11 protein-coding genes are annotated in these 12,877 nt (G+C 60.4%); 8 read left to right on the top strand and 3 right to left on the bottom strand.

Annotated elements, in window-relative coordinates:
- Positions 1–165 precede the first annotated feature (165 nt).
- The 3 genes from ACA069_RS16675 to ACA069_RS16665 all read left to right on the top strand — a co-directional run bounded on the left by ACA069_RS16675 (position 166) and on the right by ACA069_RS16665 (position 3,365).
- Positions 166–1,050 carry a LysR substrate-binding domain-containing protein gene (locus ACA069_RS16675; RefSeq protein WP_497614414.1) on the top strand — a complete coding sequence of 295 codons (885 nt, stop codon included), beginning with the start codon at positions 166–168 and terminating at the stop codon, positions 1,048–1,050.
- A 99-nt stretch (positions 1,051–1,149) separates the two neighbouring features.
- Positions 1,150–2,265 (top strand): agmatine deiminase, encoded by a 1,116-nt coding sequence (gene aguA, locus ACA069_RS16670; protein WP_489881252.1) that lies wholly within the window; start codon positions 1,150–1,152, stop codon positions 2,263–2,265.
- A 2-nt stretch (positions 2,266–2,267) separates the two neighbouring features.
- Positions 2,268–3,365 (top strand): extracellular solute-binding protein, encoded by a 1,098-nt coding sequence (locus ACA069_RS16665; RefSeq protein ID WP_497614412.1) that lies wholly within the window; start codon positions 2,268–2,270, stop codon positions 3,363–3,365.
- Positions 3,366–3,465: 100 nt separating this feature from the next.
- Here ACA069_RS16665 and ACA069_RS16660 read toward each other — a convergent pair whose 3' ends face one another.
- The 3 genes from ACA069_RS16660 to ACA069_RS16650 are packed head-to-tail and all read right to left on the bottom strand — an operon-like array spanning position 3,466 to position 5,997.
- The gene (locus ACA069_RS16660; RefSeq protein ID WP_497614411.1) at positions 3,466–4,083 is read right to left on the bottom strand and encodes a DNA-3-methyladenine glycosylase family protein; all 618 of its coding nucleotides are present in this window, start codon (positions 4,081–4,083) and stop codon (positions 3,466–3,468) included.
- A 1-nt stretch (position 4,084) separates the two neighbouring features.
- On the bottom strand, positions 4,085–4,882 hold the full coding sequence (locus tag ACA069_RS16655; RefSeq protein WP_497614409.1) for an isocitrate lyase/PEP mutase family protein: 798 nt from the start codon (positions 4,880–4,882) through the stop codon (positions 4,085–4,087).
- Between the two features lie 32 nt (positions 4,883–4,914).
- Positions 4,915–5,997, bottom strand: a complete 1,083-nt coding sequence (locus ACA069_RS16650) for a bifunctional transcriptional activator/DNA repair enzyme AdaA (RefSeq protein ID WP_497614407.1) — start codon at positions 5,995–5,997, stop codon at positions 4,915–4,917.
- A 109-nt stretch (positions 5,998–6,106) separates the two neighbouring features.
- Here ACA069_RS16650 and ACA069_RS16645 point away from each other — a divergent pair, with 109 nt between their 5' ends.
- The 5 genes from ACA069_RS16645 (at position 6,107) to ACA069_RS16625 (ending at position 12,833) form a co-directional block, all read left to right on the top strand.
- On the top strand, positions 6,107–6,550 hold the full coding sequence (locus ACA069_RS16645) for a VOC family protein (RefSeq protein ID WP_497614405.1): 444 nt from the start codon (positions 6,107–6,109) through the stop codon (positions 6,548–6,550).
- A gap of 130 nt (positions 6,551–6,680) precedes the next feature.
- A complete protein-coding gene (locus tag ACA069_RS16640; protein WP_497614403.1) occupies positions 6,681–7,295 on the top strand; it encodes a biliverdin-producing heme oxygenase in 615 nt (204 codons plus the stop codon).
- Positions 7,292–9,529, top strand: coding sequence for an ATP-binding protein (locus ACA069_RS16635; RefSeq protein ID WP_497614401.1), 2,238 nt, complete (start codon positions 7,292–7,294; stop codon positions 9,527–9,529). The genes ACA069_RS16640 and ACA069_RS16635 overlap by 4 nt, the downstream gene beginning before the upstream one ends.
- A 147-nt stretch (positions 9,530–9,676) precedes the next feature.
- Positions 9,677–10,264, top strand: coding sequence for a LysE family translocator (locus ACA069_RS16630; protein ID WP_497614399.1), 588 nt, complete (start codon positions 9,677–9,679; stop codon positions 10,262–10,264).
- 163 nt (positions 10,265–10,427) lie between these two features.
- Positions 10,428–12,833, top strand: a complete 2,406-nt coding sequence (locus tag ACA069_RS16625) for a YncE family protein (protein WP_497614397.1) — start codon at positions 10,428–10,430, stop codon at positions 12,831–12,833.
- Positions 12,834–12,877: the final 44 nt, after the last annotated feature.

Genomic DNA, 12,877 nt, shown 5'->3' with positions numbered 1-12,877 from the left:
GACCGGTGCATTTGAGCCTTGGGGTGTATCGGTGATGTGTCGTCGGGGTGGGGAATTGTGCGGTGTGTGTGTCTGCGGTGGGGCGATATACAGTGCGATACAGTCTGCACGTTGGACGCGCATCACCTGTCCGGTCAGCATGGCCGAAAAAACGGATCAAACCCCATGCGACGACTCCCCTCACTGGCCGCCCTGCGTACCTTCGAATGCGCCGCCCGCCATGCGCATTTCGGCCGGGCGGCGGCTGAGCTGTGTGTCACCGACAGCGCCGTCAGCCATCAGATCCGGCAACTGGAAGAACAGCTCGGCGTCTCACTGTTCATCCGCGAAGGTCGGCAGATTCGCCCGACCATCGCCGCCGGGCGTCTGATGCAAAGCCTGCAACAGGCCTTTGAACTGATCGGCGATGCCTGCGATGAACTGCGCGACCCGTCTTCGCTGGCGGTACTGCGCCTGGCCGTCACCGCTGAGCTTTCGCAGAAGTGGTTGATGAGTCGCCTCAGCGATTTTTACGCGCGCTATCCGCACATCACTTTGCACCTCTACGAACAACCCATCGACGCCAGCGCGCCGGGCGAGGATATCGATCTGGCGATCACCTACGGCACCGGCCCGGTGGACAGCAGCGCCTATTTCGTTCGCCCTTTGCCTGCGTTGCAATTCTTCCCGGTGTGCAGCCCCGGACTGTTCAACCAAGGCACCCTGAAAAACCCGAAGGATCTGGCTCGCCACTGCCTGCTGCACGATGATCAGGACGGCAAGACCTGGACCGCGTGGCTGACCAGCCATGCCGGCGATCAGCGCCCGCAACGCCAGTTGTATTTCGCCCACGCCGGGTTGGCGCTGGAGGCGGCGGCGCAAGGGCAGGGCGTGGCGATGGGCGACAATCTTACTGCCCAGGAAGACTTGCAGAACGGTCGGCTGGTGCGGCCATTTACTTCCAGCATGACGGCGCTGGGCCAATACGCGCTGGTTTGCGAACGGGTGCGACTGGAGCGTCCGGCAGTGGCGCAGATGCTTGAATGGTTCAACGATCAACTGGCTGATTGATGAGTTGAATTCAACTGTTCCGCAATAATCATCGTTGGCGGGCGTGCTGCGGACGACCTTAGCCTGTGGTCATTCCCATCCCGAAGACGAGGTTTGACCATGGCACGTTTGCTCGACTCCACCCCCAAACACGACGGCTTTCGTCTGCCCGGCGAATTCGAAGCCAAGTCTGGCTGCTGGCTCGGCTGGCCAGAGCGCACCGATGTCTGGCGCAACGGCGCCAAGCCAGCGCAGAAAGTCTGGGTGCAGATCGTCACGGCCATTTCGCAAAGCGAACCGGTCACCGTGTGCGCTTCTGCCGCGCAATTCGCTACCGCCCGCCGGCAGTTGCCGCCGCAAGTGCGCGTGGTGGAAATGACCTGCAACGACACCTGGTTTCGCGACAGCGGCCCATGCTTTGTGGTCAACGATCAGAGCGGTGAAGTGCGCGGTGTCGACTTCGAATTCAACGCCTACGGCGGTCTCGACGGCGGCCTGTATTACCCGTGGGACAAGGATGATCAGATCGCCAGCAAGATCCTTGAGATCGAACGCTTCGACCGTTATCGCGCGCCGTTGATTGCCGAACTTGGCGGCATCCAGAGCGACGGCCAGGGCAGCATCCTCACCACCGAACAATGCCTGCTCAACCGCAATCGCAACCAGCATCTGGGCAAGGACGAAGTCACCCGGCGCTTGACCGATTATCTCGGTGCCGAGCAAGTGATCTGGCTGCCACGGGGCTGCAAGTTCGATGAAACCGACGGCCATGTCGATGACCTTGCTTGCTTTGTTCGTCCCGGTGAAGTGGTCCTGCAATGGACCGACAACCGCGATGATCCGCAGTGGGAAATCTATCAGGAGGCCTACGACATCCTGCGTAGCACCCGCGACAGCCGTGGCCGCGAGTTGATCGTGCACAAATTGCCGCAGCCGGACGTGTTGGAGTGGACTGCCGAGGAGGCCGAAGGTCTCGATCAGCAAGACAGCACCCACACCCGGCAGGCCGGTACGAAAATCTGCGCGTCGTACATCAACTACTACGCCGGCAATAGTTCGATTGTCGTTCCCCTGTTTGGTGATCGCCAGGACAACATCGCCTTGGCGACCCTGGCCGAACTGTTCCCGCAGCACAAAATCGTCGGCATCGAAAACTCCCGGGAAATCCTCCTCGGCGGCGGCAACGTCGCGTGCATCACCATGCCGCAATACGCCGGCCTGAAGAAGGGAGCCTGAGCATGGGCCTGCACAAACTGACTCAAGCGTTAATGCTGGTGCTTGCACCCTTGTGTGTGCAGGCCGCCGACACCGCCAAACCGGTGGTCAATCTGTATATATGGGGTGAGTACCTGGCCCCGGATACCCTGAAGAATTTCGAGGCGAAAACCGGTATTCATGTGGTCGCCGATCATTTTGATTCGCTGGAAACGGTGGAGACCAAACTGCTCACCGGGCGCAGCGGTTACGACCTGGTGCTGACCGCCGGCCAGCACCTGTCGCGAGCCATCGAGAGCGGTGCGATCCAGCCGCTGGACAAGGCGAAAGTGCCGCACTTCGCCGGGGTTGGTGAGGAGTTTCGCCAGCACATGGCGGTGTTCGATCCCGGCAACCGTTATGCCGGGATTTACGCTTGGGGCACCACCGGTGTGGGGTATCAGGAGCAGGCGATCAAGCAGCGTTTGCCTGACGCGCCGACGGACAGTTGGGCGATGTTGTTCGACCCGGCGGTGGTCTCGAAATTCGCCGATTGTGGGGTGAGCCTGCTCAACGATCCCAACGAAGTGTTTGCTGCGGTCATGAAGTACATGGGCCTGGACATCAACCGGCAGAACCTTGATGACCTGAAACTCGCCGAGCAGCAACTGGCGAAAATCCGTCCGTATATTCGCTACTTCGACAACGACCTGAACATCAGCGACCTGGCCAACGGCAATACCTGCGTGGCGATGTCGTGGAATGGCAACGTTGCCATCGCCGCCGGGCAGGCGCAGGCGGCCGGCAAACCGTTCAAACTCAGTTATCGGATACCGAAGGAGGGCACGCTGATCTGGTTCGACGCCATGGTCATCCCCAAGGACGCACCGCACCCACAGGCAGGGCTGGCGTTGATGGATTATCTGATGACGCCGGAGGTGATTGCGCCAATCACCGACACCATTCACTACGCCAATGCGATCACGGCGGCGGACGGGTTGGTGGAGGCGGCGATTCGCAATGATCCGGGGACGTATCCGTCGGCCGACGTGAGGGCTTCGTTGTACAGCAAGAATGACAACGGCAAGGCGTTCAATCGGGCGTTGATTCGGGCGTTCAGTCGCTTGAAGTCTGGCCTGTAAATGGGTGTTAAATCGACTGACGCCTTCGCGAGCAGGCTCGCTCCCACAGGGAACTGCATTTCAAATGTGGGAGCCTGCTCACGAAGAACGATAACGCGGTCTAAGGCTTGGACACCCGCCACAAATACCAAGCCGCTACGGTCCGATAGGGACTCCACGCCACCCCAATCTCGACCATTTGCCTGCGCGTCGGCTGCACCTCCAGCCCCTTCAGCCGCCGATAGCCTTCGCGCACACCGAAATCATCCGCCGGCAACACATCCATCCGCTCCAGGCTGTAAATCAACAACATCTCCACCGTCCAGCGCCCGACGCCGCGCAAGCTGACCAGCCGCTCGATCAGCACTTCGTCGTCCATGGCCAGCGCCGTGGCGTAATCCGGCACCACGCCGTCCAGCGTGGCTTGGGCAATGCCTTGAATCGTCGCGATCTTGCCCGCCGAAAACCCGCAGCCGCGCATTCGATCAAAGTCGGTCGCAAGAATCTGCTCAGGCCGAGGAAACGACTGACCGGGAAACAACCCGACCAACCGCCCGATAATCGCATCCCCGGCCTTGGCATGCAGTTGCTGATAGGCAATCGCCCGCACCAGCGATTCGTAAGGATCACGCGCCGGATGCGGTTGATGCAGGCAAGGTCCGACAACCGCGACGTGCCGCTGCCAATCAGCATCGAGCGCGGCCAGAAATTCAGTTGCAGCCTGATAGACCTCGACCATGCTATTTCAGCAATCCGTTGACTTCGCCGTAGGAGAACGCCTTCAGATCGTGGGTATCGAGTTTGCCGGTGTCGAGGAAGCTTTTCACCAGCCCGCCCATCGCGCCATACATGAACTCGGCAATGCCGGAGCCGGCGCTCAAGCGGTGTACGCCCAGTGCTTGCAGCTCGGCAGGCGAGGGCAGGCCGGCTAAGCCCAGCACGTTGACCGGCAACGCAGTGCCCTTGCAGATGGCTTCAATCTCGTAGGCAGCGGTGACGCCTGCAGCAAACAGACCATCGGCGCCGGCGGCCTGATACAACGCGGCACGACTCAGGGTTTCGGCGACGCGGTCTTCGGCTGGCACCAGACCTTTGAGGTAAACATCGGTACGGGCATTGATGAACAGCTTCACATCGCGTTTATTGGCGACTTGCCGCGCCAGTTCGATCTTGCGCGCCAGCAATTCGGGATCAGCCGATCCGTCCTCGATATTGATCCCGACGGCGCCCGCTGCAATGAGCGCGTCGAGCACTTCGGCCACGCGCCCGAGGTCATCGGAGTAACCGGCCTCGACGTCGACGGTCAACGGCACGCTGATCACCCGGGCAATCGACTCCACGGTGGAAACCAGGCGTTCGAGGGGCAGGGTGTTGCCGTCCGGATAACCGTGCGCCCAGGCCACGGCGGCGCTGCTGGTGGCCACGGCTTTACCGCCCAGATGTTCGACCAGTCGCGCACCGGTGGCGTCGCCTACGTTGGTCAGGATCAGCAAGCCTTGCTGGTGCAATTGGTGAAACTGCGTGTCGAGCGCGTTCATCAAAATCCCTTCTTGTCGGTAGTGTCGAATCGTCAGAAAGCCAGTTGTTGCGTGATTTGCATCGCGGCGTTTTCCAGCCTCAGCAGAAACGCCTTGCGCGGCTGTCCTCCACCATAGCCGGTGAGCGAGCCATCCGCGCCGATCACCCGATGACACGGCACCACAATCGCCAAGCGGTTGTGCCCGTTGGCCAGGCCGACTGCGCGACTGGCGCCGGGTTTTCCCAAACCGGCGGCAATCGCGCCGTAGGTGGCGGTGTGGCCATAGGGGATTTGCAGCAGATGTGCCCAGACCTGACGGTCGAACGGGCTGCCGGGCAAGTGCAGGGCGACAGCAAACGCGGTCAGTCGGCCGGCGAAATACTCCGCCAGTTCGCCCTCGATCTGCTGCAAATGCGCATTGTGTCCCGGGGCGACTGCGTAGCCGTAACGGTTCTGCAGCTCTTCTACTTCGCGGGTCAGCGCCGGCCGATCAAGAAACTCCAGCAATACAAGTCCACGACGTTCGGCCATGGCAATCATCGGCCCCAGCGGCGTGGTCAGACGCGTGAACAGCAACGGCTCGCTGGCCGCCGCACGGCCCGGGGTGATGTGGAACGACTTCTGGAACGCGTCGCGAAAGCCGCTGAGGGATTCGTAGCCGGAGTCGAACGCCGCGTGATCGATCGAGGTGCCTTGCCTGATCCCGCCCAGTGCCATGCCGAGCCGACGGGTGCGCAACCACGCATGGAAAGTCATGCCGAAATGCTGCTTGAACCAGCGCCGCAGTTTCAGCGGCTCAATGCCTTCGGCGAGCAGTTGCGCATCGCTCCAGCGCATCTCGGGATCGGCCTCTACCGCGTTGAGCAGGCGCTGCACCCAGTCCGGCGCAATGGCCGCCGCGTCCAGCGGCTTGCAGCGCAAACACGCGCGATAGCCTGCAGACATGCATTCATCGGCATGGGCGAAGAATTCGACGTTTTCCGGTTTCGGCTTGCGCGCCGTGCAGCTGGGGCGGCAGAAGATCCCGGTGGTTTTCACGGCCGTGAAGAACACGCCTTCATAGGCGGTGTCACTTTCGAGCATGGCGCGAACCATTTCGGCGTGGGGCGGCAGGGCAGCGGTTTGTATGTTCATGGCGTGAGAGTAAAACCAGTTTGTCGATGGCTCCACCGAAAAATCGACAGTGAATTTTTTTGTATTTGCACCACAATCAACGGGTCGCTGAATGTAAGGAATCCAACCCATGCAACCGTTCGTCATTCAACACATCGATCACATCGTATTGCGCGTCGCGGACCTGCAACGCAGCATCGACTTCTACGGCCGTGTGTTCGGCGCCGAAGTGGTCAAATACAACGAGCCGCTGGGGCTGGTGCACCTGCGCGCCGGCACTTCGATGATCGATCTGGTCGATCTGCAAGGCGAACTCGGGCGAAAGGGAGGGGGAGCGGCGGGAGGCAAGCGGCGCAACGTCGATCACTTCTGCCTGCGCATCGAGCCGTTTGATGAGGCGGCCTTGACCGAACACTTGCTGGAACATGGTCTGACCGTGGAAAAAGCCGCCACCCGCTTCGGTGCCGAGGGCAATGGCCTGTCGCTGTACTGTTTTGATCCGGATGGCAATCAGGTCGAACTCAAAGGCCCGTCCCCAGACAAGTCGAACTTTCCGGACACGAGCCGAGTCTGAACGGATCTGAGGGTGATGGTTGCGCCAGATAACGCTATCTATCCGGCGAGCATAGGCGTAAGCCATGTAAGTTCCGCCCTTGTGTTGCGAACCCGAATGGCCCCAGGCGGCCCCACCAAGAGCGATATACATGCCAGCAAAGGCCCGTGAAATTTATGTGCCTCCCGTGCTGCAAGATCTGCGAGCCGGCACTGCCGAACTGCACATCGCACTGGAAAAACGCCTTCCTTTTTTCTCCGATACCCTCGATGCGCAAGCTTTTGGGCGCCTGATGCAGGCCTATTACGGTTTCTACGCGCCTCTGGAAAACGCATTGCAGCGCAGCGGTTCAGTCCCCGACGATTTTGATCTGACGCCACGTCTCAAGACCCACACGCTGCGCGGTGACCTGCGTGCACTGGGTATGGCAGACGCCGCGCTGGCAAGCCTGCCGATCTGCCAGCAGTTGCCGCTGATCGACTCCAGCGCTGCCTGCCTTGGCGTGTTGTACGTGCTTGAAGGCGCAACCCTGGGCGGGCAGATCCTGCGCCGGGAAATCGCCGCGCGTCTGGCTGTGGATGCCGACAACGGCGCGGCATTTCTGGATATTTACGGTGCCTCGACCGGTCGGCGCTGGCGTGATTTCATCGAATACCTGGGCAGTCGCCCGATGGACGCCACCGAGCGTGAGGCCGTCGTGTGTGCCGCCCAATCTACATTCAGCTGTTTCGAGCGCTGGCTCGAATGCCAGGAGGTACTGGCGTGACCGAGCAAGAAAAAGAGACTTTTGAACAACTGCTGAGCAATTGTGCCGATGAGCCGATTCGTTTCCCCGGCGCGATCCAGCCCCACGGCTTGCTGCTGACCCTGAGCGAGCCTGCGCTGGACATCATTCAAGTCAGCGCCAACGTCGAAACCCTGCTGGCCCGCGCGCCAGAAGAGCTCATTGGTCAGCCGCTGGAGCGCCTGATCGGCGACGTGGATGCCCAGGCCGTGCGCGTGGCGTTGCAGCAACCGGCACTCTTCGATGTGCCACCGCTGCGTTTTCAGCTCAACGGCACGGCGTTCGAAGGCTTGCTGCATCGCCATCAAGGCGTGTTGATTCTGGAGCTGGAAATCCACGCGGAGAACTTCCAGCCACGCAACGTTGCCGGTAATCAAACCCTCTTGGGGCGGATGCTCCAGCGCCTGCACGCGGCGACCACGTTGCAGGCGCTGTACGACATCAGCGTCCAGGAAATCCAGGCCCTGACCGGTTACGACCGAGTGCTGATCTACCGTTTCGAGGAGGAGGGCCACGGTCAGGTCATCGCCGAAGCCTCCTCCCCGTCGATGGAAGTGTTCAATGGCCTGTTCTTCCCGGCCTCGGACATTCCCGAGCAGGCCCGCGAGTTGTACCGCACCAACTGGCTGCGGATCATCCCCAATGCCGACTATCAACCGGTGCCGCTGGTGCCGAAGCTGCGTCCTGACACGCAGACGCCGCTGGATTTGAGTTTTGCCACGCTGCGCAGCGTGTCGCCGATTCACTGCCAATACATGAAGAACATGGGCGTGCTGTCGTCGATGAGCATTTCCCTGCTCAAGGGCGACAAGCTGTGGGGCCTGATCAGTTGCGGCAATCGTCAGCCGTTGCATGTGCCGCATGAATTGCGCAGCGCATGCCAGACCATCGGGCAAGTGCTGTCTTTGCAAATCAGCGCGATGGAATCTCTGGAAATCAGCCGTCAGCGAGAAGAGAAGCTCGATGCGCTGGCGCTGCTCAACCAAGCGATGATCGATTCGCCGCAAAACGTTTTCGATGGCCTTGCAAACCTGCCGCAAACCCTCATGGCGCTGACCAATGCGGGCGGTGTCGCGATCATTGAAGACAAGCAGATGCACCATTACGGTATCTGCCCGGAACCCGATGAGATCCGCGCTCTGCACAAATGGCTGCAAGAGAGCGGCCAGTCGGTGTTCGCCAGTCATCACCTGGCCAGCGTTTATCCGCCGGCCGCGCAATATCAGCAGGTAACCAGCGGCGTGCTAGCCATGAGTCTGCCCAAACCGGTGGCAAACGGCGTGCTGTGGTTCCGTCCCGAGGTGAAAGAAAACATCAACTGGAGCGGTGATCCGCGCAAACCGCTGGCGCTGGAAAATTCCGACGCCGGGTTGCATCTGCGTCCGCGCACGTCGTTCGAAATCTGGAAAGTCGAGATGGCCGGTATCTCCACCAAGTGGAGCCACGGCGACCTGTTCGCCGCCAACGACCTGCGCCGTTCGGCGCTGGAAAACGATCTGGCCCGCCAGGTGCGCCGCGAGCAGGATGCGGTGCACGCCCGTGATGAGTTGGTGGCAGTTGTCTCGCACGACCTGCGCAACCCGATGACGGTCATTTCGATGCTCTGCGGTCTGCTGCAAAAGGACTTTAGCTCCGAAGGTCACCATCCCTCGCGGCGCATCTCCACGGCCATCGACACCATGCAACAGGCCGCCGCACGCATGAATACGCTGCTGGAAGACTTGCTCGATACTTCGAAAATCGATGCCGGACGCTACACCATTACGCCGCAGCGGCTCGACGTGGGGCAGATGTTCGACGAAGCTCAAGCCTTGCTCGGGCCGCTGGCGCAGGACAAGGACATCCGCATTTCCTTCGAGGCCGATCCCGGCCTGCGTATCCATGCCGACCCCGAGCGCTTGTTTCAGGTTCTGTCTAATCTGGTCGGCAACGCGATCAAGTTCACCCCGCGCCTGGGCGCAGTCGATGTGCTGGCCAAATCTGTGGGCAGCGATATTGTTTTCACCGTGCGCGACAGTGGCGAAGGCATTCCCAAGGAAAACCTGGCCCGTGTCTTCGACCGTTACTGGACTGTGAAAGAGGGCAATCCGACCGGCACCGGCCTGGGTTTGTACATCAGCCAAGGCATTGTCGAAGCCCATGGCGGGCGGATTTTCGCCGAAAGCGAGGTGGGGCAGGGCAGCGAGTTCCGCTTCACCGTGCCGCGTCTGGACTGATCGCCGAAACACCTGAACCCCGTGTAGGAGCAGCCTGCGGCAGCTCCTGTACAGAGTGTGTTGTTGGCAGGGTGATTTTCTTCAATACCGGGGGCGGGGCGCTGGTTACCGTGAGCGCCTTGTTCCCCGATTTGAAGCAGGTGTGCGATGAGTCTGATTGTTTCGATGGCGGCGTTTGCCCTGGCCGCGTCCATTACCCCCGGCCCGGTCAACATCGTCGCGCTGAGTTCCGGCGCGCAGTTCGGCTTTCGCGCCAGCCAGCGGCATGTCCTCGGTGCGACGCTGGGGTTTGTGTTGCTACTGCTGCTGATGGGCCTTGGCCTGCATGAAGTCCTCAAGCTCTGGCCGTTCATGACCCGCGTGGTGCAACTGGCCGGGGTAGCGTTTCTGCTGTTCATGGCCTGGAAACTGGCGACAGACAACGGGCAACTGAATGTTGGCGATTCGGCACGCGCACCCTCGATGCTCTATGGCGCGGTCATGCAGTGGCTCAACCCGAAAGCCTGGCTGGCCTGCGTGGCCGGGATGGGCGCGTTTGTTGCCGATGGCGAGGCCCGGTTGGTCTGGCAGTTTACGGCGGTGTATCTGGTGATCTGCTATGTGTCGGTGGGCTGCTGGGTGTATGCCGGGACGTTCCTGCGCGGCTATCTGAGCAACGCGGCGGGGATGCGCCTGTTCAACAGGCTGATGGCGGGGTTGTTGGTGGTGAGTGCGATTTATCTGTTGTTGCCGTAGCAGCCAGGCAAGGTCACCCGATCGCAGACTTTTTTGGGGCTGACCGTCCGTCAGAAAACGCTGTCTACCTGTAATTTCTGACAGTGGGCGACACATTTACTCCGGGTGTTTAATCCCTTGTATAGCGGCCGCCTTGCGGCCCCATTATCAAGGACGGTTCCTCATGACATCTGATCAAGCAATCCCTGGCGTGCTCGTGCTCTATCCGCTGAAATTCGCCGGGGCGACCTCTGGCGTGATTGTCGATCCCGCACCGCCGGCCGGGACGCCGGTTGAAGGGCTGCCGCAATCGAGTTTCAAGGAAGTCATCAGGCGTGATGGCAGTCGGGAAGGGGCGGTGCAGGCTATCGTAGACCCGCCGACGGGCGGCAGTTATCTCAATATTGCGCTGTATGTGAAGGGGCCCCGGGATACACAACGGCAGTTGCTGGAACGCAAACCGGTGCCAACGGCTGATCAGAATAAGCAGACGTCGTTCAACGTCTTCCAGTCATCGCTCAATGATGGTGTGCACGTGTTCACGTATGACGTCGAGCGCGTGAGCGGGAATGCCTCCACTTCGACGGAATCATGGGCGCTTTACTACCGAGACCTTCCCGGTGGCAACGATGTGCCCGGCAGCGGCGCTCACCCCGACCTGACGCTCAGCCTGCCGGCGGAGTTGGGCGATCCCCCGCAGATCGGCAAGGACGAGGTCGACAAGGGGGTCCCCATTACGTTGTCCTATTCATTCATGAAAGCGTATGACCTGATCACGCTTGAGTTGAGCCGGGAGCGCTTCACTTACACCGTACAACCCGGCCAGGAAGGCCGGCCTTACGTGATTACCGTGACCCGGGCGATGTTCGAGCAGGCGGGTAGCAATGTGCGGTTTCCGATCGCCTACACCGTGGTCGATCAGGTCAACAACCCGACGGACAAGCGCCGTTGGTCAAGAACCATCGAGGCGAATGTCGACACCGAGCGCGCGACGCTGGTGGCGCCGGATTTAAGTGAGGATCCTGACGATCCGGCAGATGATCCTGACACCATTGACCTGGGAAAACTGAAGGATTTTCTCTATGTGCAGGTTCATGTTTTTGAACCATTGTGGGCAAAGGATGATGAAATTCGCGTGAGCTATACCTGCACGCCGCCTTCCGGATTAGCGGTGACGCACAGCGCCGAGGCAACGGTGGTCCGTTTGCCGTTTACGTATAAGTTGCAGGTGCCTGCGGCCAAGGTGCTCGCGGGTGGCAACGTGTCGGTGACGTATGAGCAAGTCAGGGGGGGCAAGGTGTTTGGCGTTTCCCGCGCGGCCGAGGCATGGGTCATCGGGCAAGGGGTTCCCGATGCGCAATTGAAGTTCCTCAACGAACCTTTCGTGGCGGCTGTGGCAGGGCGGTTGAAAGACATCAGGCTGAGCTTGACGCGATCGGGCAATCCCGTCGTTGGAGTCATTGCCGTGACTCTCCCGGACGGCACGACGTTTGCCGATGGCGCAGGGGGGACGCGCGAACTTACGACGCAAACGGACGGTACGCTGACGGTAAGCGGCGTAAAAGCGGCGATTACCCCGGGCGCCTATTCACTGACCGCAGCCTTTGGTAATGCCATCGCCACGGCGGAGCTGACCATCAATCAATACGGTCCGCTTGGGCCGATCGCAATGCCCCCCACAATCCGCGGTATCACACTCAGTTCGGACGGTAACTTCGCTTACGTCAATGGAACCGGAGCGTTGCATGTGATCGATACCGCAAGTTCCAGGTTGCTGACGCCAACGACTCTGCCGACCGGGTCGGGAGAAATCGTCCTCGACCTCTCCGGTTCACGTGCTTTTGCCTGCTGCTACGACGGTAACGTGGCGGTCATTGATACGGCCGGTTCCGCAGTAATCGCCAGGATTCCAGCGGCGGGTTATCCGGCCGGAATTGTATTGAGCAAGGACGGTTCAAAGGCGTTTGTCAGCACCTGGACCGGTAATACCGTTGTGGTGATCGATACTCTGAATTTAGAGGCAATCAAGACCATTACTGTTGGCCGAAGCCCCCGAGGGATGGACATATCGCCGGACGGTCGTCTGGTATACGTGGCTAATTACGAAAGCCAGACCGTTTCCGTCATTGACGCGCAGACACTCGAGGGTGTCCGAACGGTGCAAGTGAATATGGGCATTCACGATGTCGCGATCAGTCCGGATGGCAACAGTCTTTACGTCGGTGGAGGTCTGCCTAATCAAGGATCCGTGGTGCAATTGGACACGCGCGACTGGTCGAGGATCAGATCCATTTCCTTCCCTCAGTACGTCTCTGGTCTTGCCGTTAACCACGCCGGCACCAGAGCCTATGTTTGCGGATGGGGAAACCGAATCAGCACGGTTGACACGGCAACTGGCATCGTCATCGATACACCCATGGTTGGCACGGGGCCGGTGGCGGTTGCGATCAGCAATGACAATGCGCGAGCATTCGTGTTGTGCCCCTCGGGCAACACGGTATCAGTCATCTCGTTGGCGGAGGGCGCCGGTTTTGGCGCACAGAGCTTTAATGAACCGGGCGGAGAAGACATCATCCCGTTGCCATGGTAGCCGTCTGCGCCTGCCGGGGAGTTGCGATCCTCTGATCATGCTCT

The organism is Pseudomonas sp. LBUM1652, assembly GCF_059716105.1.
This window is presented reverse-complemented; position numbering and strand designations above follow the sequence as displayed.

Bases quoted from the DNA above. Each gene is read 5' to 3' on its own strand.
- ACA069_RS16675 (WP_497614414.1), top strand. From the start codon at position 166: ATGCGACGACTCCCCTCACTGGCCGCCCTGCGTACCTTCGAATGCGCC.
- aguA (WP_489881252.1), top strand. From the start codon at position 1,150: ATGGCACGTTTGCTCGACTCCACCCCCAAACACGACGGCTTTCGTCTG.
- ACA069_RS16665 (WP_497614412.1), top strand. From the start codon at position 2,268: ATGGGCCTGCACAAACTGACTCAAGCGTTAATGCTGGTGCTTGCACCC.
- ACA069_RS16660 (WP_497614411.1), bottom strand. From the start codon at position 4,083: ATGGTCGAGGTCTATCAGGCTGCAACTGAATTTCTGGCCGCGCTCGAT.
- ACA069_RS16655 (WP_497614409.1), bottom strand. From the start codon at position 4,882: ATGAACGCGCTCGACACGCAGTTTCACCAATTGCACCAGCAAGGCTTG.
- ACA069_RS16650 (WP_497614407.1), bottom strand. From the start codon at position 5,997: ATGAACATACAAACCGCTGCCCTGCCGCCCCACGCCGAAATGGTTCGC.
- ACA069_RS16645 (WP_497614405.1), top strand. From the start codon at position 6,107: ATGCAACCGTTCGTCATTCAACACATCGATCACATCGTATTGCGCGTC.
- ACA069_RS16640 (WP_497614403.1), top strand. From the start codon at position 6,681: ATGCCAGCAAAGGCCCGTGAAATTTATGTGCCTCCCGTGCTGCAAGAT.
- ACA069_RS16630 (WP_497614399.1), top strand. From the start codon at position 9,677: ATGAGTCTGATTGTTTCGATGGCGGCGTTTGCCCTGGCCGCGTCCATT.
- ACA069_RS16625 (WP_497614397.1), top strand. From the start codon at position 10,428: ATGACATCTGATCAAGCAATCCCTGGCGTGCTCGTGCTCTATCCGCTG.